The 21,798-nt window shown below is 41.4% G+C and carries 19 protein-coding genes; 3 read left to right on the top strand and 16 right to left on the bottom strand.

Features of this window, described 5'->3' with window-relative positions; all coding sequences use genetic code 11:
• Positions 1–8: 8 nt before the first annotated feature.
• From OCK74_RS01430 to mraZ, 8 genes are read right to left on the bottom strand one after another with little or no spacing between them, the layout of a single operon-like run.
• The gene (locus OCK74_RS01430) at positions 9–1,358 is read right to left on the bottom strand and encodes an FtsW/RodA/SpoVE family cell cycle protein (RefSeq protein ID WP_279295195.1); all 1,350 of its coding nucleotides are present in this window, start codon (positions 1,356–1,358) and stop codon (positions 9–11) included.
• Between the two features lie 54 nt (positions 1,359–1,412).
• Positions 1,413–2,750, bottom strand: a complete 1,338-nt coding sequence (gene murD / locus OCK74_RS01425) for a UDP-N-acetylmuramoyl-L-alanine--D-glutamate ligase (RefSeq protein WP_279295194.1) — start codon at positions 2,748–2,750, stop codon at positions 1,413–1,415.
• Positions 2,751–2,795: 45 nt separating this feature from the next.
• Positions 2,796–4,073, bottom strand: a complete 1,278-nt coding sequence (gene mraY, locus OCK74_RS01420; protein WP_279295193.1) for a phospho-N-acetylmuramoyl-pentapeptide-transferase — start codon at positions 4,071–4,073, stop codon at positions 2,796–2,798.
• Between the two features lie 53 nt (positions 4,074–4,126).
• On the bottom strand, positions 4,127–5,593 hold the full coding sequence (locus tag OCK74_RS01415) for a UDP-N-acetylmuramoyl-L-alanyl-D-glutamate--2,6-diaminopimelate ligase (protein WP_279295192.1): 1,467 nt from the start codon (positions 5,591–5,593) through the stop codon (positions 4,127–4,129).
• Positions 5,594–7,702: a penicillin-binding protein gene (locus OCK74_RS01410; protein WP_279295191.1), complete on the bottom strand. Its 2,109-nt coding sequence runs from the start codon at positions 7,700–7,702 to the stop codon at positions 5,594–5,596.
• Positions 7,703–7,731: 29 nt separating this feature from the next.
• Complete coding sequence (locus tag OCK74_RS01405) at positions 7,732–8,079, bottom strand: FtsL-like putative cell division protein (protein WP_279295190.1); 348 nt, start codon at positions 8,077–8,079, stop codon at positions 7,732–7,734.
• A gap of 45 nt (positions 8,080–8,124) precedes the next feature.
• On the bottom strand, positions 8,125–9,138 hold the full coding sequence (gene rsmH / locus OCK74_RS01400) for a 16S rRNA (cytosine(1402)-N(4))-methyltransferase RsmH (protein ID WP_279295189.1): 1,014 nt from the start codon (positions 9,136–9,138) through the stop codon (positions 8,125–8,127).
• 3 nt (positions 9,139–9,141) lie between these two features.
• The gene (mraZ, locus tag OCK74_RS01395; RefSeq protein WP_279295188.1) at positions 9,142–9,681 is read right to left on the bottom strand and encodes a division/cell wall cluster transcriptional repressor MraZ; all 540 of its coding nucleotides are present in this window, start codon (positions 9,679–9,681) and stop codon (positions 9,142–9,144) included.
• 218 nt (positions 9,682–9,899) lie between these two features.
• Here mraZ and OCK74_RS01390 point away from each other — a divergent pair, with 218 nt between their 5' ends.
• Positions 9,900–11,123 carry an S-adenosylmethionine:tRNA ribosyltransferase-isomerase gene (locus OCK74_RS01390; RefSeq protein WP_279295187.1) on the top strand — a complete coding sequence of 408 codons (1,224 nt, stop codon included), beginning with the start codon at positions 9,900–9,902 and terminating at the stop codon, positions 11,121–11,123.
• Positions 11,124–11,141: 18 nt separating this feature from the next.
• Here OCK74_RS01390 and OCK74_RS01385 read toward each other — a convergent pair whose 3' ends face one another.
• Entirely contained in the window at positions 11,142–12,488 is a 1,347-nt protein-coding gene (locus OCK74_RS01385; RefSeq protein WP_279295186.1) for a sensor histidine kinase, read from the bottom strand.
• Between the two features lie 129 nt (positions 12,489–12,617).
• On the opposite strand from OCK74_RS01385, the gene OCK74_RS01380 reads away from it, so the two are divergent.
• Entirely contained in the window at positions 12,618–13,169 is a 552-nt protein-coding gene (locus OCK74_RS01380) for a YqgE/AlgH family protein (RefSeq protein WP_279295185.1), read from the top strand.
• Positions 13,170–13,238: 69 nt separating this feature from the next.
• Here the strand turns inward: OCK74_RS01380 and OCK74_RS01375 are convergent, their stop codons facing one another.
• The 4 genes from OCK74_RS01375 to atpD form a co-directional block, all read right to left on the bottom strand.
• Positions 13,239–15,110, bottom strand: a complete 1,872-nt coding sequence (locus OCK74_RS01375) for a mucoidy inhibitor MuiA family protein (RefSeq protein ID WP_279295184.1) — start codon at positions 15,108–15,110, stop codon at positions 13,239–13,241.
• Positions 15,111–15,357: 247 nt separating this feature from the next.
• The gene (locus OCK74_RS01370) at positions 15,358–16,260 is read right to left on the bottom strand and encodes an IS110 family RNA-guided transposase (RefSeq protein ID WP_279295183.1); all 903 of its coding nucleotides are present in this window, start codon (positions 16,258–16,260) and stop codon (positions 15,358–15,360) included.
• A gap of 301 nt (positions 16,261–16,561) precedes the next feature.
• Positions 16,562–16,819, bottom strand: a complete 258-nt coding sequence (atpC, locus tag OCK74_RS01365; protein ID WP_279295182.1) for an ATP synthase F1 subunit epsilon — start codon at positions 16,817–16,819, stop codon at positions 16,562–16,564.
• 16 nt (positions 16,820–16,835) lie between these two features.
• Positions 16,836–18,335: a F0F1 ATP synthase subunit beta gene (gene atpD, locus OCK74_RS01360; RefSeq protein WP_279295181.1), complete on the bottom strand. Its 1,500-nt coding sequence runs from the start codon at positions 18,333–18,335 to the stop codon at positions 16,836–16,838.
• 405 nt (positions 18,336–18,740) lie between these two features.
• On the opposite strand from atpD, the gene OCK74_RS01355 reads away from it, so the two are divergent.
• Positions 18,741–19,121, top strand: coding sequence for a hypothetical protein (locus tag OCK74_RS01355; protein WP_279295180.1), 381 nt, complete (start codon positions 18,741–18,743; stop codon positions 19,119–19,121).
• Between the two features lie 5 nt (positions 19,122–19,126).
• Here the strand turns inward: OCK74_RS01355 and OCK74_RS01350 are convergent, their stop codons facing one another.
• From OCK74_RS01350 to OCK74_RS01340, 3 genes are all read right to left on the bottom strand, one after another.
• A complete protein-coding gene (locus tag OCK74_RS01350; protein ID WP_279295179.1) occupies positions 19,127–19,864 on the bottom strand; it encodes a metallophosphoesterase family protein in 738 nt (245 codons plus the stop codon).
• 8 nt (positions 19,865–19,872) lie between these two features.
• A complete protein-coding gene (locus OCK74_RS01345; protein WP_279295178.1) occupies positions 19,873–20,616 on the bottom strand; it encodes a nucleotidyltransferase in 744 nt (247 codons plus the stop codon).
• Positions 20,617–20,681: 65 nt separating this feature from the next.
• Positions 20,682–21,623, bottom strand: coding sequence for an NAD(P)/FAD-dependent oxidoreductase (locus tag OCK74_RS01340; protein WP_279295177.1), 942 nt, complete (start codon positions 21,621–21,623; stop codon positions 20,682–20,684).
• Positions 21,624–21,798 lie beyond the last annotated feature (175 nt).

Below are 21,798 nucleotides of genomic sequence, written 5' to 3'. Positions count from 1 at the left end.
GATCTTAACTATGCTTCGATAAGTTCAGTTTTTTTCTTTCTTGAAGGCTTTTCAACTAATGAAGAAACATTCTCTTCTGATGCATCTTCGTCAACTGGATTATCTATTTCACTTATTTTTTCGTTTTCTAAAGCAACCTTTCCTTCTAATTGTTCAACATTCCTTGCCACACTCAAAATAATGCCAATTGACAAACAGGTAAAGAGGAAACTACTCCCTCCCATACTCACCAAAGGCAGTGTAACACCTGTTACTGGAAATAAATTAACGTTAACAGCCATATTAGCCATGGCTTGTAATACTAATGTGAAGCTTAACCCTAATGCCAGGAATGCGCCAAAGGCATATGGGCACCTCTTGAATAACCTGATGCTTCTAAACAAGAAGACCAGATAAATAAATATTATGAATGCCCCACCCATCAATCCATACTCCTCAATGATGATGGCATAAATAAAATCGTTATATGCTTGTGGTAAAAAGTTTCTTTGCTCACTATTGCCCGGCCCAACACCCAATACTCCACCTTTCGCAATAGCAATTTTGGCCTGATTGACCTGATACATATTATCATTATCGGTCTCTTTTCCACCATAAATAAAACCTTCTACACGACTGACCCAGGTACCAAAACGTGCAGTAATCCTTGAACTTTTTTCTTTAGTGGTAACTTCCTCTCCTCCGGATGTCTGATGTTTAATTACGGCAGACATCACTAATATGACAAGAGGAATCATTGCAACACCTATAACTCCCAATAAATGTTTACCACTAACTCTTCCTATAAACAACAATACCATGCAACTGGAACCCAGGAGCAAGGCAGTAGAAAGGTTGGCTGGTGCAATGAGCATACAAACCAATCCAACTGGCATTATTATAGGAAGAAATCCTTTTTTAAAATCTTTTATAACGGATTGTTTTCTACTTAACAAGCGGGCCAGGAATATGAATAAGGCCAACTTAGCTAAGTCAGAAGTCTGCATCGTTAGATTAATAATAGGAAGCTTTATCCAGCGGCTTCCTTCATTCAGTGTAACACCAAAAAATAAGGTATAAAATAATAATGGTATAGATAGAAAGAACAAGATTTTAGCAATCCTGGAATAGATCGTATAATTAACCCGGTGAGCAAAATAAATAACACAAAAACCAACTACGATAAAGGCGACCTGTTTAAACAGGTATACCTCAGTATTGCCTTTGTACATTTTATACGCCAAGGAACCTGTAGCACTATACACAACTAATAATGACGCAAGCACCAGTAGCAATACAGATGCCCAAATTACCTTATCGCCCTTTGTCCTTGGCCGCAAATTGCGCAACGGTGATTGTATTTGAATTGGTTCGGTCATTTGATCTTTATGTGGTGCATGAAAATTGTGAACAACTGGAGGTTCGATCTACATTTACAGGTTTCTCACTGCTTCTTTAAACTGTGTTCCTCTATCTTCATAATTCTTAAACAAATCAAAAGATGCACAGGCCGGGCTCAATAATACAACATCGCCAACCGTTGCCACTTTGAAGGCATCGTTAACAGCCTCAATAGCACTACTTGTACTTACAACCTTTACCACATCTTTAAACTTCTCTACAATCTTCGTGTTGTCGACCCCCATGCATACGATTGCTTTCACTTTTTCCTGTACCATTTCCATGATAGCGGAATAATCATTACCCTTATCAACGCCACCCAGAATTAGAACTACTGGCTTTGTCATACTTTCTAGGGCAAACCAAGTAGAGTTTACATTGGTAGCCTTACTATCGTTGATAAACTCAACACCGCGAACGGTTGCCACTGGTTCCATGCGGTGCTCAAGGCTTTCAAAGGTCTGTACTGCTTCGCGGATCTTGTCTTTGCGAATGTCTACAGTAGAACCTGCCACACATGCTGCCATAGTGTTGAATTGATTATGTTTACCTTTCAAAGCAAAATCATAGACGCTCATTTCCATTTGTTCGCTTCCTGTTTGCACATGCATTTCGTCGTCTTTAATAAATGCACCTTTTACAACTTCCTGTTTCATGCTAATAGGTAATTTATTTGATTGAATTGAGTTTTCTCTTAAATAATCAGTTATCACTTCGTCATCCAGGTTATAGATAAAATAATCATTTGAAGTCTGGTTCATCGCAATGCGAAACTTGCTACTGATATAATTTTCAAACTTGTAATCGTATCGATCCAGATGATCTTCAGTAATATTTAATAATACAGCTATATCAGGACGAAAAGTTTGAATATCATCCAACTGAAAACTGCTGATCTCTGCCACATACCACTCTTTCGGATCTTCAGCGATTTGTTTAGCAAAAGAATACCCAATGTTCCCCACCAACGCACAACTCATTTCGGCCTGTTTACACATATGATAGATGAGCGAAGTAGTTGTGGACTTACCATTGCTACCAGTAATGGCAATGATCCTGCTATCACCTTTATGCCTGTATGCAAGCTCAATTTCACTGATCACCGGAATACGTGCAGCCCGCAGTTTTTTTACCCACTGGTTCTTTTCCGGTATACCCGGGCTTTTCACTACCTCATCTGCTTCCAGCAATCTTTTTTCATCTATTTCTTTTTCAATGAATTCTATACCAGCTTTCACCAATTCATTGCGATAACCTTCTTTCAAAGAACCTTCATCCATCAATAACACATCATAGGCTTTTGCCTTTGCAAGCAAGGCTGCGCCAATGCCGCTCTCTCCTCCACCTAATATGACTAACTTTTTATACATTGTTTTCATGCGTACGATAAAGGCTGTTTTTCATAGCAATAAACTCTATCTTAGTTTCAAGGTTACTATGGAAAAAATCACTAGTAACAGCGTTACGATCCAGAACCTTGTAACAATTTTTGCTTCGTCATACCCCTTCTTTTGATAGTGATGGTGCAATGGGCTCATCAAGAATACCCGACGCCCCTCTCCATACTTCTTTTTGGTGTACTTAAAATAGCCAACCTGAATCATTACACTTAGATTTTCCACCAGGAATACACCACAGAATATAGGTATCAATAATTCTTTATGAACAATAATCGCCAAGGCTGCAATAATTCCACCTAATGTAAGACTACCGGTATCTCCCATGAACACCTGGGCTGGGTAGGCGTTATACCATAAAAAGCCAACACAAGCCCCAATCATAGCACCAATAAAAATTGCCAACTCTCCCAGGTTGGGGATATACATTATATTGAGATAATCAGCCAATACCAGATTACCACTTGCATAGGCAAATATGCCGAGACAGACTCCTATCAATGCAGATGTTCCAGTTGCCAGCCCATCCAATCCGTCTGTAATATTTGAACCGTTTGAAACAGCCGTGATAATGAAAATAACAACGCCGATATAAAGCAACCAAGTATAATCACGCAAACCATTTGGCAACAACTTGGAATAATTAAATTCATGAGACTTGACAAATGGGATCGTAGTGATCGGCTCCTTTGCTTCAACGAAATATTTGATTCGATTATTTACCTCCCGAGCAATAACAGTTGTTTCACCCGCTTTAGGAACACCTTGATATTCACGCCAGGTTTTCACATTATTATTGAAATAGAGTGTTGCACCAATGATGACTCCTAACATCACTTGTCCGAATATCTTGAACTTTCCAGCCAGCCCATCGTCATCACCCTTTTTATATGCTACGCCTTTTTCCTTAGCCTTTTTCTTTGCCCTCAGTTTCAGATAGTCATCAATGAACCCGATGATACCCAACCAGATCGTGCTCACAATCATCAGGCGGATGTATACTTTTCCTAAATTGGCCAGCAATAAGGTTGGAATCAAAATTGCCAAAATGATGATGATACCACCCATTGTGGGTGTCCCCCTTTTACTGTGTTCGCCAGCCAAACCAAGTTCACGAACAGACTCACCAATTTGTTTACGCTGCAAGTAATTAATCAGGCGCTTGCCATAAACAGTGGTAATGAACAGTGATAAAATAACAGCCACTAACACTCTGAATGTTATGAACTGGAACAGGGATACGCCAGGAAACTGGTATCCTGCAGTTCTAAACCATTCAAAGAGATGATACAACATTATTATTTACAGTTTTAGATTTACAATTTTGGATTAAGTGTTCTACTCTTAAATTATTTTCCTAACAACTCAAACATTTCTTTCAACACTTCCTTGTCATCGAAATGGTGTTTTACACCATTTATTTCCTGGTACTTTTCATGTCCCTTACCAGCGATGAGTAAAATATCTTCCGGCTCCGCCATGCTTACTGCTGTTTTAATAGCCTGTTTACGATCTGCAATTGATACAAACTTTCTACGCGCAGCAGTGTTAAGTCCAGCTTCCATTTCAGCCAGGATTTGTAAAGGATCTTCACTTCTCGGATTATCAGAAGTAAAAATCACTTTATTACTATGTGCACAAGCTACCTCTCCCATCACGGGACGTTTTGTTTTGTCCCTGTCGCCACCGCAACCTACTACTGTGATCACCTGCTCCTCTCCACTTTTCAATTTTTTGATAGTAGCCAATACATTCAGCAAAGCATCAGGAGTATGTGCATAATCTACAATACCTATAATCTTTTCCTTTGGTGAAATGATATAATCAAACCTTCCTTCAGCACCTGTACTATTACTCAGCGTTTGCAAAACATTATATTTGTCTTCGCCAAGGCAAACTGCAGTGCCGTAAACAGCCAAAAGGTTGTAGGCATTGAATTCTCCTATCATACGAAAATGCACTTCCTGATCATTAACCATCATTTGCAAACCAGCCAGACTATTTTCAAGGATCTTCCCTTTAAAGTCGGCCACACTTCGCAAGCTGTAAGTATATTTCTTAGCTGCAGTATTCTGCAACATCACTGCTCCCCTTTTATCATCAATATTGGTGATAGCAAATGCAGATGCTGGCAGTGCGTCAAAGAAACCTTTCTTAGATTTTATATATTCATCAAATGTTCCATGATAATCCAAATGGTCATGCGTGATATTGCTGAATATGCCACCGGCGAACTCTAATCCTGCAATCCGTCTTTGGTGCACAGCATGAGAGCTAACTTCCATAAAAGCATGACTGCATCCCTCGTCAACCATTTGCTTTAATAAAACATTCAAGCTGATCGCGTCAGGCGTCGTGTGTGTTGCCTGAATTACCTTGCCTGCAATCTGATTTTCTACTGTACTTACCAGCCCACACTTATATCCCAAAGCTGTAAATAACTTATACAACAGAGTTGCAATGGTAGTCTTTCCATTGGTTCCTGTTACACCTACCAGTTTAATATGCTGTGAAGGCTGCCCATAAAAGTTATGAGCTATAACACCAGCAGCTTCTACACTTTTCTTTGTTTGTACAAAAGTTACACCCGGATTTTTCTCCATTGGCAACTCTTCATAAACAATAGCCACAGCACCCTGGCTAATTGCTTTTTGAATGAACTGATGACCATCAACAGCAACCCCTTTCACAGCAATAAACAAACTCCCTTTTTGTACTTTCCGGGAATCGATCTGGACATCACTGATTTGCAGATCAGTATTTCCATCAATCGCTTGCAATTGCACCTTATATAATATGTCCGATAAGAGTTTCACTTAATTCAATAAAAGAGTTATTGTCTGATTCTTAGTTATTCTTGTTCCTGGTATAATATCCTGCGCAACCACTTTCCCGCGTCCCTTTACTGCAACCTTCACATTCCTGTTTTCAAGTACATATAATGCATCTTTCAATGTCATGTTGCGCACATCAGGTATGGTCTTACTATTCATCTCTGCCGCTTTCACTACCGGTTTACCAGGATTGGTATAAACGGTGTTCCAATCAGCACGGCGAGCAGAATCTTTATACTTCATACCAACAGTAAGCAAAATGTTTTTGATATCATCACCATAGCCGGCATAAGCATGCAGTGAACTATCGGGTATCAATTGCACTGGTCCTATCTTTTTCCTCTGCACATACATTGCATACAACTTGGTAGCAACTTCTTTGAACACCGGAGCCGCCAATTGTCCTCCATAATGTATTGCAGCATGAGGTTTTGTTTTCACTACTACAATGCAGGTATATTCTGGCTGATCGGCAGGGAAATACCCTACAAATGAAGCCTGGTATACACCATCATAATATTTCACATCTCCACCTGCTACGTGTGCCGTACCTGTCTTACCAGCCACAGAAAATGGAACATCTTTAAAAACATCTTTAGCAGTTCCTTCAATCACAACAGCCTCCATACACTTCCTGGCATCCGCAATAACCTTTGGTTTACAAATATTTTCATCGATTACTTCAGGCAAAAACTCCTTCACAGCCAAACCGTTACTTTGTATCTTATTTACCAGATAAGGACGCATCATTTTGCCTCCATTGGCAACGGCATTATAGAGCATCAGTGTTTGAAGAGGGCTTACTTCTATGGCATATCCAAAGCTCATGGTCAACATAGCATGCAAGCCTTCCTTATTGCGTTTCCATCTTGGGATAACAGGAGGTTCTTCACCTACTAATCCAATGCCAGATTTCCTATCCAGATGAAAGCGGTGCAAATAATTCTTAAAATCTTCAGGCTTCTCAGCAAAGGCTTTGAAAGCCAATTTGCTAAATCCAACATTTGAACTATGGGCAAATATTTCGCGTACTGTTAAAACAGGTTTAGGAGCCCGCTCGGCATCAGTTACATTTCTTACACCAACAAAAGCACGGCCTTCAGAACCTACGTCCACCAGGTCTGATATTTTACTATGCCCAGCATCTAACACTGCAAGCAGAGTAGCTAACTTGATGGTTGAACCAGGTTCATTTGTTTGAAGCGCATAATTCAGATTTTCGTCGTACGCTCCGTCTTTACCATGACCAAGGTTAGCTATGGCTTTGATTTTACCTGTCTTTGTTTCCATTACGATGCATGTGCCCCATTGCGCTTCACTCTGCACCATCATCTTCATCAATGCATTTTCAGCTATATCCTGGATATTGACATCAAGCGTTGTAATTACATCTTTCCCATTCTCAGCTTCAATTTCATATCCCTCAACCGGTACAGCGGCACCACCAGCAATAAATCGAACAAGACGCCTTCCGGTTGCCCCTTTTAGCATAGTGTCGTACGTCCTTTCAAGGCCCACATTCTGTGCATTTTCCCGGGCAAGCCCTATCGTTCTCTTTGCCAAAATGCCAAAAGGGTTCAAACGTTTTGTTTTTACTTCAGCTATAACTCCACTTTTATTTCGCCCCAATCGAACCAAAGGAAATTCACGAAATGCCTTGTATTGATCAAACGAAAGATTTTTCTTCAGCAGGTAGTATCGGTTCTTTTCGTTGTATGCGAGTTGCAACTCTTTCTTATATATGTAGGTAGATTTATCTTCAAAAAAATTAGATAAGGCTATAGCAAAGGAATCTATATTTTCACGAAAACGTTTTCCATTCTTATCGCGCAAACCTTCTGCGCCAAAATCCATATAAACATCAAAGAAAGGAATTGAGGTACTCAGCATCTGACCATCCTCACTATAAATGGTTCCTCTTTCTGCATCCAACTCAACCAGTTTTTGATGCAAACTATCAGATAAACCCCTCCAATAATCTCCTTCAAACCTCTGAATATAGAACGCACGCCCCATCACCACCAGGCTCAGTACAACGATCCCGATGAAACTCAAATACACTCTCCACAGTATGTCGCTCTTTACTTCCAAATTCGCGATAGTTTAATATTGTTGGTTTATTAATTTTCTTCATCCCTTTCATTCACATTTGCACTATCTATCAATACGACCGGCGAAATCGTCAACTCCTTAAGCCCCAAGGGCTCAACTGCCTTCACCAATTCGCTTTGCTTGCTTCTGAACAACACCTCTCCTTTCACTGTTTTATATTCGTATTGCAACTCCTTTAATTCCTTATTTGTCTTACTTATCGCTCTTACCGTTTTATCAGCACTATGACCATTATAGATATATACAACAGCCAGAGCTGCCAGAAAAAGAAAGAACGGTATCTGTCTAACAATTGCCTGGTAATTCAGCAAACGTTTCCAAAAACGAGCATCTCTATCTTTCTTTTGTTTTTTCATTGGATGGTTTTACCAATAATCTGATAGCTCCAGATAATTCGCGCCTTACTTCTTTTCCGCAATTCTCAACTTCGCACTTCTCGACCTCGAATTTCTTTTGATCTCATCATCTGTAGCTTCAATGGGTTTTTTATTAATTACCCTTAATTCATTTTCTACCCTGGTGATTCCAAATGGATTTTCTTCGGGCGTCTCAAAACTGCCATCGCGAAAGAAAACCTTCACTAACCTATCTTCCAAAGAGTGAAAAGTTATGATAGCTGCCCGTCCTCCACTCAGCAACACCTGAGGCAGTTGCTGCAACATTTCCTTCAATGCTCCAAGTTCATCATTCACTTCTATGCGCAATGCCTGAAAAACCTGTGCGAAATACTTATTAGGATTACCTTTTACAATATCCCGCAAAGCCGTTTTAAAGGCATCTATTGTCTGAATGGGTGCTACTCGCCTTGCTTCAACAATTGTCCTTGCTAAAGTTTTTGAGTTTGTAACCTCTCCGTATTGCTCAAACAACTTGTGCAGTTCCTGCTCCGAGTAAGTGCCAATGATATCAAAGGCCGTCTTTTCCTGCCGCTGATCCATGCGCATATCTAATTGCGCATTGAAACGTGTAGAAAAACCGCGGCTTGCCTCATCAAACTGAAAACTACTTACACCCAAATCCGCTAACACACCATCAACTCCCTTTACTCCATGCAATTGCAAAAACCTTTTCATATGACGGAAGTTGTGTGGTATAAACAGGACTCTTTTGTCTTCAGGAAGATTTCTCTTCGCATCCTCATCCTGATCAAACGCAATCAACCTTCCTTCAGGACCAAGCTTTTCAAGAATTGCCCTACTATGCCCCCCGCCGCCAAATGTGCAATCCACATAAATACCATCAGGCCGAATATTCAACCCTTCAATAGTTTCCTGCAGGAGGACCGGAACATGATAACCAGCCTCCAAACTCCCTTTCTCTTCAGTACGACTCTCCAGAAGGGGGATATTGCCACCCTGGCCTAAGTCCAACTTTTCATTGTCCTTCACTCTTTTCTTTTCTTTTTTCGCTTTCATTAGTTAGCCTTCATTTACCATTACTGTTTGCGCCAGGCTGCTGAAGGCATCAGGCGAATAAGATTCAAAGAACTGCTGGTATTTATCTTTTGCCCAGATCTCAATTTTATCAACCGCCGACGCCAGCACTATATCCTTTTCAAGACCTGCATATTCTTTTAAATTGGCCGGTAACAAAAGTCTTCCAGCACCATCAGGCTCAACAATCGTTGCTCCATTTAAAAAAAAACGACGGAACTCCCTCACTTTCGGATCAAAATCATTCAATGTTTTAATCTTGGCGTAAAGTGGCTCCCAGCTTTCCATTGTATAAAGGCTCAGGCATTTTTCAAATCCTCTGTTAACCACAAATCGAGTACTTTCACCCTCTGGTAGTTGTTTTTTAAAACCAGCAGGTAAAAGAAAGCGACCTTTAGAGTCCAGAGTTGCTTCAAATTCACCTAAAAAGCCTGTCATATTAAAAGAGGGAAAAACCAAGTATTGACACAAAATAACACCTTTTCCCACTTTTGGATTAGAGTTTTTTGGCTTTAATTTATCCACAAGCCGAGGTTATTTCACAACCCTTGTGAAACATACGTTTCATGATATAGTATTTTTTCTATCGCAAAATGGATGTGGATTTCATGTGAATTATTGTGGATAAAATGTTTATAAAGCAACTTGACAATAAAATACACAATAGAAGAGGTGTTAATTACAAATAATTTGCTCATTATCAGCCTTTAAATACTGATTTTTGCGACCAATAAAGAAATGAAATGAAGGTTACAGCGCATGAAATCTTTATAAAAGATTACACGTATTCATTGCCTCAGGAAAGAATTGCAGCATTTCCATTACCGGAAAGGGACCAATCCAAGCTCCTGGTGTATAAAAGTGGGAAAATTAGTGATGATGTTTTTTACAATACTCCTGAATACTTAGAACCCGGGGCTACTTTCATTTTAAACAACACCCGTGTTATTGAAGCACGCATTCTTTTTCATAAGCCAACCGGAGGGGTTATTGAAATCTTTTGCCTGGAGCCAACAGATGAAAATAATATTGAAAATGCCATATGCCATACGGGTCCTGTACGCTGGAACTGCCTCATAGGAGGTGCATCCAAGTGGAAACCCGGCCAGGTTTTACAAAAACAACTATTGATCAATGACAGAGAGGTAGTGCTTTCTGCGCACTATATTGATAAACTTGTTGACAGTTTCGTCATTGAATTCAGCTGGCAGCCATCAGATGTAAGTTTTGGAGAGGTGGTGCATGCTGCCGGAGCTATTCCATTACCACCATATATTAAAAGAGAAGCATTGGCAGATGATGCAAACCGGTACCAAACAATTTTTGCAAGGTACCAGGGATCAGTTGCCGCCCCAACAGCAGCACTGCATTTTACAGATACCGTATTCAATAAGCTGTCTGAAAAAGATATTCATCCCTCCTATATAACTCTTCATGTGGGAGCAGGCACTTTTAAACCTGTGAAATCGGAAACCATTGCCGATCATACCATGCATGCCGAGCATTTTCATGTTTCCCTGTCCACACTCGAAAAACTTGCGGCATCGCAAGCCATAGTTGCCGTTGGCACGACCTCTTTGCGCACCCTGGAAAGCTTGTACTGGATTGGCATCAAAGTAAAGAGGTTACAGTATATCGAAGCAGAGGAACTTGTGTTAGAGCAATGGGAAGCATATGAATTGGAAGAAGACAACATCAGTTATATTGATAGTATTAGGGCTATACTAGATTATATGAAACAGCACAATATGGGAGAAGTTTTTTGCCGCACCAGCCTGATCATTGTTCCAGGCTATACCTTTCGATCAGCCAAAGCCCTGATTACTAATTTCCATCAGCCACAATCAACATTGCTGTTGCTAGTGGCAGCTTTTATAGGTGATGAATGGAAAAAAGTATATCAACATGCATTGGAAAATGATTATAGGTTTTTGAGTTATGGGGATAGTAGTCTATTAATACCATAACTATACCGATTGGACTTTTTAAGATTTCGGAATATACTTTGGAAACTCGATGGTAAAGCTACTTCCTTTCCCCAGAGTGCTTTCTGCCCTTACCTTCCCACCATGGGCTTCTACTATGTTTTTTACATAGCTAAGTCCAAGGCCGAAACCTTTAACATTATGGATATTACCCGTATGGGCGCGGTAGAACTTTTCAAAAATGCGTTTCAATGTTTCACGGGACATTCCAATACCGTTATCCTCAATTCTTATGAAAATGCTTTTACCGTTTGAAGTGGTTGAAATGGAAATTTGAGGAGGCACGTTATCCTTTGAATACTTAACCGCATTATCCATCAGGTTATTAATCAGATTAGATATATGAACCTCATCAGCCTCGATCATGTCGTTATCTGCCTGAAGGTTGGTCTCCAACTCACCCTTTTTTTCATCCAGGCGTAATATAAAGTTGTCGGCCACATCTTCAATGATCTGGTGAATATGCAATGGCTTTAAATTTAAATCCACCTCCTGGCGCTCCATCAAAGCCGATTTCAGGATTGTTTCTACCTGACGGTTCATTCGCTGGTTTTCCTCTTTTATGATACCACTGAAATAACCAAGTTTCTTTGGATCACAGATTACTTTATCATTTCTAAGCGCATCAACAGCCAGGGAGATAGTAGCTAGCGGAGTCTTAAATTCATGGGTCATGTTGTTGATAAAATCGTTTTTGATCTCACTCAACTTCTTTTGGCGTAATAGCGTATGAACAGTAAGATAAAAAGCAGCAATCACCACAACAATCAATACAATAGAAAAAATCATTTGCGGCAAAAGGCTTTTAGCCACAATATTTTTAACACTCGGCACCACTATGATCAACATTTCATCAAATGAAAGGTTCTCTGCGGCTGAACCACTCGGAGCGATAAGGGGATAATGATAAGAAAAATGACTAGTAGAATCATCATACCATGCAGCAAACTGGCCAGATTGCCTTTCAAAATACGTAATCATGTTGCTGTTCATTAATGCCAATCCGAATTCGAAAGGGACATCTTCGAGATTGTGGGCGTTGAAAGCAAGATTGATTTTGTCGTAAATTTCTTTAGTGGTAAATCTGTGACCAACGCTGTAGGGCCGCGCCATTTCCAAACTAAAGTCGTCGCCAAAGCCTGGAAATATTTTATTATTAGGCGCTACAGGCGTTGCCTTGTATTGAGCTAAATCCTCTCCTACTTTTGTAGCAACATCTTTTACTTTTTGTTTTACCTGGTCTTGCTTCAGAAGCAGCATATTTTGCAACCAGGATATCTGTATAAAAATGATACCTATCAAAGAAAGGGTAATAAGACCTATTATGATTGGAAAATTGCGTTTCACAAATTGCTGATGGTTGATAAAGTTGTGTTTGCAAAAATATTGGTTCGGCCCTTATGTAATGTTGGCATAAGATTGTTATACCCTACTTTTAACACATAATGTATTATATTAACACTATACTTTAACTATATGATAGAACCTGCGTCCGGTGTTTTGTTAATTGCTGACCCCTTTTTAAAGGATCCAAACTTCATGCGGACTGTTGTGTTTGTTACTGAACACCAGGCAGAAGGTACTGTTGGGTTTGTAATTAACCGCCAATATGAGAATACACTGGATGAGTTGATCCCGGAGATTGAAGGGCATAAAATCCCAGTTTATTATGGAGGTCCGGTTCAGATGAATACCATTCATTTTCTGCATCGTTGTCCGGAGGACGTGCCCGGCGGGCTGGAAATTATGAAGGGCGTTTATTGGGGAGGCGACTTTGACAGCGTAGTAGATGGCATTAAAAATGGTACGATAAACTCATCAAATATTCGCTTTTTTATTGGGTACTCAGGCTGGAGTGCCGGCCAGCTGGAGTCTGAAATGACAGAAAAAACCTGGTTGACTGCTGAAGCTACACGCAACATCATTTTTCATCCCAATGCAGAGGAGATCTGGAAAGAGTCGCTTAAGCAGTTGGGAGGAGAATATGAAATGATGATTAATTTCCCAATAGACCCGCAATTAAATTAACCTCTCCTGCTGTAGCAGGAGAGGTACTACGCTCCTTGGAGCGTAATGGACATGATGTAATTTTTTCACTTACTCCACAATCACCTTCTTATCTTTTGGATATTTCACGGTGTAATCAATAGAGAGTTTTTTCTCAGTTGCGGGCGGCAGTGTAAACTTCCAGGTGGCAATTCCAGTTTCCTTATCCACTTTTGCATCCGGAGCGTGGGTTGCATCCACATCGATTTCCTTGTTTACAGATACAGGCAAGCCATCCTGAACTATGATATTCACTGGAATTTTCTTGGTGTTACGAATAGTAGTCTCGTATTTCCTTGACTCTGTGCGATTACCACCAATCAAGGATTTTGAGCTCATTTCCTTTACCAACCTGCGGGAAACTTTAACATTGTTGTCTTTTCCCAGAGCAATTGAAAGTGTATCAGATATTTCGGCCAGATCGATATAAGATTTGCCGAGGAAGGTGCCCTCAAAGTAAAGGCTGGCTTCACCGGATTGAAGGTCATAATCCTGCCAGTTCACAACCTTGGCTGTGAGGTAAGCTGCAGGATCCAACTTAGGTGCAGAGTAATATTCATACAATGTAGGAATGGAAACGCTCTTGATACCAATGGTGGTAGTTTTGCCGTCTGTCTCCAATGTGTACTTTTCATCTATTTTATAAACGACAGTTGTTGGCTGGTACTGGGTGGATACATCGACGGTTTGAATTGCCTCCTGTTTTACCTGCTTACTTGTCCGGGATGCATCTATCCCGGCAACCCGGCCCTCCAGAGCAGGTGCTCCATAACCTACAACTACTACGTCATCCAAACTATGGGAAGCCTCTTTCAACTGAATGGTAAAATATCCGGGCTTTAATTGTATTTGCCTGGATTGATATCCTACAGATGAAATAACTGCTATGCTGTTTTGAGGAAAGCTTTGCAGCTTAAAATATCCATTGGCATCAGCAGTTGTACTTGTTGCAGTGCCCCTGATCGTAACAGAAGCTCCGACTACAGGTTCACCTCGTTCATTTACCACTCTGCCTGATGCTGTGCCAGGCTGCTGTCCCTTGGTACGCAACCAGGTTATAGAGGGATCATAAAAGTTTAACATCCAGGCCTGAAGGGCAGATGGAGTCGCATTATCTCCGGGATTACCTGTGCTCAATAATAACTCTACGTCTTTCCAGGTTTCTCCACTGCGCTGAAAGACATTAGCATTCATCAAGACACTTAATGGCTGGGCAATGTCATTCACCCGCACATCATAAGTAGGATACCAGCCTGCATCCCGCACAGTATAAAGAAGGCTAAATTTGACATTACGAGATTCTTTGCTATCTATCAATGCTGTAACTACATAGTTGACGCTATCTTTTTTCCTGCTGATCTCAGCCAACTGGGCCCTCATTCTTTCAAAATCGGCCTGTTGCGCCTGTAGCCGCTTCTGTATTTCCAGTTGCTTTTGGTATACTTCTGTCAAACGCAGGCGTTGCAGATCCAGGGCTTCCTTCAACTCTGTTGTTTTTACCCCTGTTTGCCCACCTATGGATTGGTTTTTCACCAACATAGCCTCTTCATTCTTATAAACTTCAAAGAGCTTATTGTCCAACTCTATTTTTTCTTTCAAGGAGTTGCGCTTTTCCAGCAGTTCTCTTTCGTCCTGCTCTATTTTTCTCTGGCTTAAAAAATCTTTAGTTGTTTGAACCGATAGCAGGGTAATATTGGCATCGGCCTTCAACTGGACACTTTGCTGTTCCAATTGATTGCTCAATCCACTGAAGATAACCTCTGTGCGACCCGGTAGAATTGCAACACCAGATGTACGCACCACCTGGGCACCGGAAGAAAATATAGTTACGTTCTGAACAGATGTTTCTGCGTTGAGTTTCCTGTTTTGAGCAAATGATTGGCATACAAGGAGCATACAGAAGAAGAAAAGCGATGGTCTCATAAGTGTATTTTATTGGTTGATGCAGTTAATAAGGATATTACATAACCATTCTAAAAATTTTTACAATAAAAAAGGTACTGTTTTAATTTCCAAAAAATCTGAACTTTATTATAGACGAAGGAGAGGCTTAGTCTCCTGATTTCCGGAGGTTTGATTTACCTTGTTTTCATCAAAGACTGTATCGTTTTTCCAAAGTGTGTAGAGCAGGATCAGCAGTTTTCTTTGCACAGCCGTAGCCCCCACCATCTTAGAGGCTTTGCTCTGATTGATCCTTTGATACACCCCCTTTGAAATTCTGGTTATGCCTGGAGGCAACCAGCGCCGGAAAATGCAAAGCCGCTCTGATTCGGCTGTTGCCTTTCTTTGAAATCCGGCTCCGTTTTTTGATACTGCTGCCCGACTGAGTTTCCACGACATCGTAACCGGCATAACTAGCCAGTTGCTTTGCATTGTTGATCAACTTAAAGCCTTGGGTCTCTGCCACAACAATGGCGACTGTGATCAATCCTACGCCTTTGATGGTCATTAATTTTTCTACTTTTTGCTGAAGCCAGGACTCTGATTGGATCAGCTTTTCAATCTGCTTTACCCATTTTTTGATTTCACTGTCCAGTTTTTTGATCACAGACTCCGTAGAGTGAACAATGAAGGCTAAAGGTTCATTGCCTGCCTGAATCGCTTGCAGCCTGTTGGTAAAAGCGTTTAAGTCTGTATACAATCTGGTCAACTCTCTGAGTTGCTTCAATATAGGGGAAGGTGGCTGCCACAGTTTCAAAGATCTTTCTGCCCCCATTTGTGCAATGGTGCGGGCATCAATGACATCCGTCTTTGATTTAACATTGAGGCTTTTAGCATAGTGCTTTACCTTATTGGGTAGCAGCACGGCTACCTGCAGGTGCAGCTTGCTGAGATGGTAGGCCAGTGGCTCATAATAGATGCCGGTGGCTTCCATGACAAAGACCAGTTCACCCAGGGAGGCTTTGCTCTTGCCTACCCACTTGAGCAGTTGGTTGAAGCCTGTTTTGCTGTTTTGAAACGGCACCACTTCACTGGTGATGATGGTGGCGTTGCTGTAAGAGGTTGCCAGACCGGCAGTAAAGGTGGCTTTGGCTATATCAATGCCGATGCTTTTTCGAACAATGGTTTGCATAGAAGAGAGTTTAAAGGTGAATGACCTTGTTTTCTCCCTCGTCTTGCCTTTTATGATTACACTTGCTTGCCCTGAAAGGCAGCCTTAAGTACTTGTTCAGACTCTGAAGAAACATAAAGGAAATGGAGCATTCCTTTTTTACGGTATAGTTCCAGGGGAACTTACCTAGCCCCCGCTCTCATTTCCTTCTCAGGTCACTTGGCTAGTTTACTATACCAACTTAACCCATTTATCTACTGAGTACAAAAGTAAAAGCCTCCGCTTGTTGCGGAGGCTTTTTTATTGTAAAAGAAGTTGCATCTTATTCGATAACAGTTGCGCCTTCTACCAGAACGGTTGTTTTATTATTCAGCACTTCAACGAAGCCACCCTGGATATCGAAGTTGGATACGTGGTTTTGCTTGTCTCTTAACACTTTCACACGGCCGGCCTTTAAGGCACTCACCAATGGAGCGTGTTTGTCAAGCACTTCGAACGAACCGCTAATGCCTGGCATTTGCACGCCATACACTTCGCCACTGAATAATTTACGTTCCGGAGTTAATATTTCAAGTGTCATAAAATCAATTTGAAGATTATCCTTGTGCCTGAGCCAACAGCTTCTTACCTTTTTCGATAGCGTCGTCGATTGTACCAACCAGGTTGAAGGCAGCTTCAGGATATTCATCCACTTCACCGTCCATGATCATGTTGAAACCACGGATTGTTTCTTCAATTGGAACCAGTACACCTTTCAGACCAGTAAAGGCTTCCGCAACGTGGAATGGCTGCGACAGGAAGCGCTGTACTTTACGAGCACGGGAAACGATTTGCTTATCTTCATCACTCAACTCATCCAGACCAAGGATGGCGATGATATCTTGTAATTCTTTATAACGCTGAAGGATCAATTTAACCCTGTTCGCAGTGTTATAGTGAGCATCACCTACTACCTGAGGCATCAGGATACGAGAAGTAGAATCCAGAGGATCCACCGCAGGATAGATACCTAAGTCGGCAATCTTACGAGACAATACCGTAGTGGCATCCAAGTGGGCAAAGGTTGTTGCCGGAGCCGGATCGGTCAAGTCATCCGCAGGTACGTATACGGCCTGTACGGAAGTAATAGAACCGTTTTTAGTAGAAGTGATACGCTCTTGCATCAGACCCATTTCAGTAGCCAGGGTTGGCTGGTAACCTACCGCTGAAGGCATACGACCCAGAAGGGCAGATACCTCAGAACCGGCCTGGGTGAAACGGAAGATATTATCAACGAAGAACAGGATGTCACGACCACGGCCAGTGCCATCACCATCACGAAAGTATTCAGCGATTGTCAGACCAGACAAGGCCACGCGAGCACGGGCACCTGGAGGTTCGTTCATCTGTCCGAATACGAAAGTGGCTTTAGAGTCAGACAGTTCCTGCATGTTTACCTTGCTCAGGTCCCATCCACCTTCTTCCATGCTGTGTTTGAAAGCGTCGCCGTATTTCATGATACCAGCTTCGATCATTTCACGCATCAGGTCATTACCTTCACGAGTACGCTCACCTACGCCGGCAAATACAGAAACACCAGAGTAAGCCTTTGCGATATTGTTGATCAATTCCTGGATCAATACGGTTTTACCTACACCAGCACCACCAAACAGACCGATCTTACCACCTTTTGCATAAGGCTCGATCAGGTCGATTACTTTGATACCAGTAAATAATACTTCGGTAGCGGTAGAAAGATTTTCAAACGAAGGTGGCTTGGCGTGAATAGGACGGCCATTTACCTTCGGAACAGGAGGTAATCCATCGATAGGATCGCCAGTTACATTGAACAGGCGGCCTTTGATTTCATCGCGGGCAGGCATCGTAATTGGAGCACCAGTATCCACTGTATCTAAACCACGGGTTAAGCCCTCAGTACCATCCATTGCAATACAACGAACACTATCTTCACCCAGGTGCTGCTGTACTTCGAGCACCAGTATGTCACCGTTCTCGCGTTTAATTTCTAACGCATTAAATATTTCAGGCAACTGTCCTTCGAACTGCACGTCCACAACAGCGCCAATGATTTGTTTTACCTTACCAACTTTTGCCATAAAAAGCTTTTAAGAGAAGTTTTTTATAGGAACCAAGGCTGCTACCGCCCTCCTTTCCTTTTTTCAGGGTGCAAAGGTAAGGGTACAAAGTTTATCAGCAAATGATAAATAGAAAGAAGTTGAGGGAATGAGGAGTGGGGGTAGAAAAGATGATAGATTTGAGGTTTGAAGTTTAGGGTTTGGAGTGAAGGGGTTAGGGAGGGGTAAAAATCTGTTTCGAGCTTCAGGTATGCTTCAGGTATGCTTCAACTATACTTCAACTATACTTCAACTATACTCCAGGGATACGGTTGGAATACTCTAGGTATACTCTAGGTATACTTAAGGTATACTTAAGGTATACTGAAGCAACGAAGGATGAGTTGGGTATTTGGACATATAAGTATTTTAAATAAAATTAACAGCTTGTTTAGAATTGATGGGATGACATATTCCGGAGACAGGCATCTCCCCTTCCCTAACTTTGCCGGATATAATTTTATGAGAAAAGCATTAGCACTGGCATTAATTGCTACCAGCCTGGCCATTATGGCGCATCTGACTATGCCCTCAAATGAAGCATGTCTTAATAAAGCCAGAAAGGAATTCAAAGAAAACAAACTTCCAACCGTTACCACCGCTCAAAAAGTCAACACTCAACTTTTAGCCGAAACCCTGGAAACCAACTTTATGGAAAGCCTGGTGATTGAAGACAGGTTTTTATATAAAGAAATTTTCCTAGATAAAGGAACCAGAACAAGCATTGGCTGGGGCGCCTTCGGATGGGTAAATATTAATTTAAAGTAAGGACATCATATTTCATATAAATAAAAAGGATACTTATAACCGCTCTTCAATAAGATAGGTATGGCCACATTAAAAATTTTAACGCCGCCCGAGGTTTCTCCTTCCAATTTACCTACATGAGCATGTCCGTGGAAAGCGGCGTCTACTTTGCGACGGTTCAAAGGTTCTGATAAACGGGAGGAGCCCAAAAAGGGATAAATGGGTTCCGGTTCACCGATCACTGTTTCTTTGATGGGGGAATAATGCATTATGGCAATTTTCTTACTGACGGAGTACTCAGCATCCAAGCGTGCCAATGCCCGGTCCAAATGCAAAGCTTCATCAACGGCTTCCTGAACAAAAGCCTTCATAGCACCTTCACCAAACATTGAAAGCATATGTTTATCAAAACCACCTCCAAAGCCTTTGACCCCGGCAATGCCCACATCTTTAATGGCAACGGCTTCACCATCAAGCATGTGCACACCTTCTTTCAGCAGAATTTGCCTGATCAACTTATGACGTCCTTTTTCGTGGTCATGATTCCCCAAAACTGCCACCACAGGGATGGTACAGGCCTTTAGTTCTTCAACCAATACCTGAGCCTCTACCTCATCACCAGTATCTGTCAGATCGCCACAGATCACTAATATATCTGCCTGCGCAGAAACTTCCTTGAAATAGTCTACCCACTTGCCTTTATCTGTTTCCCGGATATGTATATCACCAACAGCTGCTATGCGCGTTTTTGCTCCATTCTCCATAAGCGGTTTTAAACAGTTGTTATTGTATATGATTTATAATTCCATTCTTTAACATCTACCTGATACTGTGTTTGATCAATAACAGGGCCACGGCAAACCCTTTCTACGGGTTCAGGCAATTCATATTGTTCATAGGCACGGGACATCAGTTCATCAAACAGCCATTTGGGTATGATCTGGCGGTATTCGGAAGGATATACAAACTGGAACTGGATCAATTGGGCCAATAAGATATGCCAATGTTGATCCATATGTCTCATCAGGCGGTGCCAATTGAAATTTTTCCCAGTTTTCAGCCATAGGTGATTCACGTCTGCCCCGTCGTAGCGTTCCCGGTTTTGGACATACAGCTTACACCAAACCAACTCTTCGGGGGCAAGTAGCAGCACATCCAATCCCATAAAGCGTGCTTTTGTTGCATGTTCAAACCAGGAATCATTTACCCGACAAATGTTATTTACCGTATCAAAAATGACATCGATGAAGTATTCTCCGTGGAAGATCTTGGCCAGCCAACGTACATCGGTGAGCTCTGTACGGTAACCTTTTTCAGAAAAGGTTTTCAGTATCCTGGGATAATCACGTGATTTACAAAACACATCCAGATCTTTTGTATCGCGGAAAATACCTGTATGATGAAAAAGGGCAAAAGCTCCGCCCAACAAAAAAGGTGATCCACTTTCCTTTAGTATTTCAAGGGCTTCCTTATAAAACGTATGCGCCTCTTTCCTTTGCTCTTCAGTTACTATCATAGTTTTAATTTTTTGCTCATCTATAAACATATCCATGCTTTATGATAAGCTCGTGAAATAGATACTTAAAGAAACGTGCCAATCAGGGGAGAGATATGAAGGTTTTGGAGGGTGATTTCTTTTTGCAATTCTTTGTTGATTATGATGCCGGCCTTTGCACCTTCGGCGGCGGCTACTACTACGAAATGCATATCCTTGTCGGCATCGCCGGCTACATAAAGACCAGGTGTGGATGTTTGCTGATAGCGGTTGGTGACTATAACTCCTTTTTTATTTATTTCACAATCAAAGGTTTCTGCAAGATTACATTGCTGCTCATAACCATTCACAAAAAATATTGCATCGCAGTCCTGTTCTTCCCCGTTTTTGAATACCACCTTTTTCAATTGACCGTTCTCTCCTACTACCCGAGCAATTGGATTGGTTTTGATTGTAATGTTGCAGGCAGCCAACTCTTCTTTTTCATGTGGTTTTATTTTATGCTTTCCATCTGTATACAAGGTAATATCAGGACTCCAACCCTTTAATGCAAGCGCCAATTCGCTACCATTTTTATCTCTTGCATATACGCCGATCTTTTGATTACTCACTTCCCATCCGTCGCAATAAGGGCAATGGAAAATAGAAGTGCCGTATAGTTCTTTAAAACCTTCGACATCCGGGAGTTTATCTGTTAGGCCTGTAGCGATCAATAATTTCTTTGCGTAATAAATATTACCATCTTCATCCTGAACCTGAAAGTTTCCCTCTTCATTTTTACGAGCCTTGACTACTTTTTTATTCATCAGCTTAACGCCATACTTATGCATTTCCTGGCGGCATATCCTGATAAAATCTGCCGGCAAAATACCATCGCGGGTGAGATAGTTATGCATTCCATGCGAGTAGCGGTTGCGGTACTGCCCCGTATCAAAAACCAATACTTTGCGGTGGCATCGACCGAGCACCACTGCGGCGTTCAGACCAGCGGGGCCACCACCGACGATTATTACATCCAATAATTCCATTTCGTTTGATTTTAAGCATTTACACCATAGCCATAACAGTTGGGCAATAAGTGCTTAAGAGAATTAGAAAGTAACAAACTTGGTGCTAAGGTTTTCTTCTTCCTACATTAAATGCAGAGGGAACGATTTGAATGACGAATGGGAAGAGATGATAGATAATAAAGAAGCCCTCATG

The sequence above is a fragment of the Paraflavisolibacter caeni genome (assembly GCF_025628885.1).
Lineage (GTDB): Bacteria > Bacteroidota > Bacteroidia > Chitinophagales > Chitinophagaceae > Flavisolibacter > Flavisolibacter caeni.
Note: the sequence above shows the minus strand (reverse complement) of the source record. Positions and strands in the feature narration are given on the sequence as shown.

Coding starts and splice junctions, on each gene's coding strand:
- OCK74_RS01430 (WP_279295195.1), bottom strand. CDS start 1,358: ATGACCGAACCAATTCAAATACAATCACCGTTGCGCAATTTGCGGCCA.
- murD (WP_279295194.1), bottom strand. CDS start 2,750: ATGTATAAAAAGTTAGTCATATTAGGTGGAGGAGAGAGCGGCATTGGC.
- mraY (WP_279295193.1), bottom strand. CDS start 4,073: ATGTTGTATCATCTCTTTGAATGGTTTAGAACTGCAGGATACCAGTTT.
- OCK74_RS01405 (WP_279295190.1), bottom strand. CDS start 8,079: ATGAAAAAACAAAAGAAAGATAGAGATGCTCGTTTTTGGAAACGTTTG.
- rsmH (WP_279295189.1), bottom strand. CDS start 9,138: ATGAAAGCGAAAAAAGAAAAGAAAAGAGTGAAGGACAATGAAAAGTTG.
- OCK74_RS01390 (WP_279295187.1), top strand. CDS start 9,900: ATGAAGGTTACAGCGCATGAAATCTTTATAAAAGATTACACGTATTCA.
- OCK74_RS01380 (WP_279295185.1), top strand. CDS start 12,618: ATGATAGAACCTGCGTCCGGTGTTTTGTTAATTGCTGACCCCTTTTTA.
- OCK74_RS01375 (WP_279295184.1), bottom strand. CDS start 15,110: ATGAGACCATCGCTTTTCTTCTTCTGTATGCTCCTTGTATGCCAATCA.
- OCK74_RS01370 (WP_279295183.1), bottom strand. CDS start 16,260: ATGCAAACCATTGTTCGAAAAAGCATCGGCATTGATATAGCCAAAGCC.
- atpC (WP_279295182.1), bottom strand. CDS start 16,819: ATGACACTTGAAATATTAACTCCGGAACGTAAATTATTCAGTGGCGAA.
- atpD (WP_279295181.1), bottom strand. CDS start 18,335: ATGGCAAAAGTTGGTAAGGTAAAACAAATCATTGGCGCTGTTGTGGAC.
- OCK74_RS01350 (WP_279295179.1), bottom strand. CDS start 19,864: ATGGAGAATGGAGCAAAAACGCGCATAGCAGCTGTTGGTGATATACAT.
- OCK74_RS01345 (WP_279295178.1), bottom strand. CDS start 20,616: ATGATAGTAACTGAAGAGCAAAGGAAAGAGGCGCATACGTTTTATAAG.
- OCK74_RS01340 (WP_279295177.1), bottom strand. CDS start 21,623: ATGGAATTATTGGATGTAATAATCGTCGGTGGTGGCCCCGCTGGTCTG.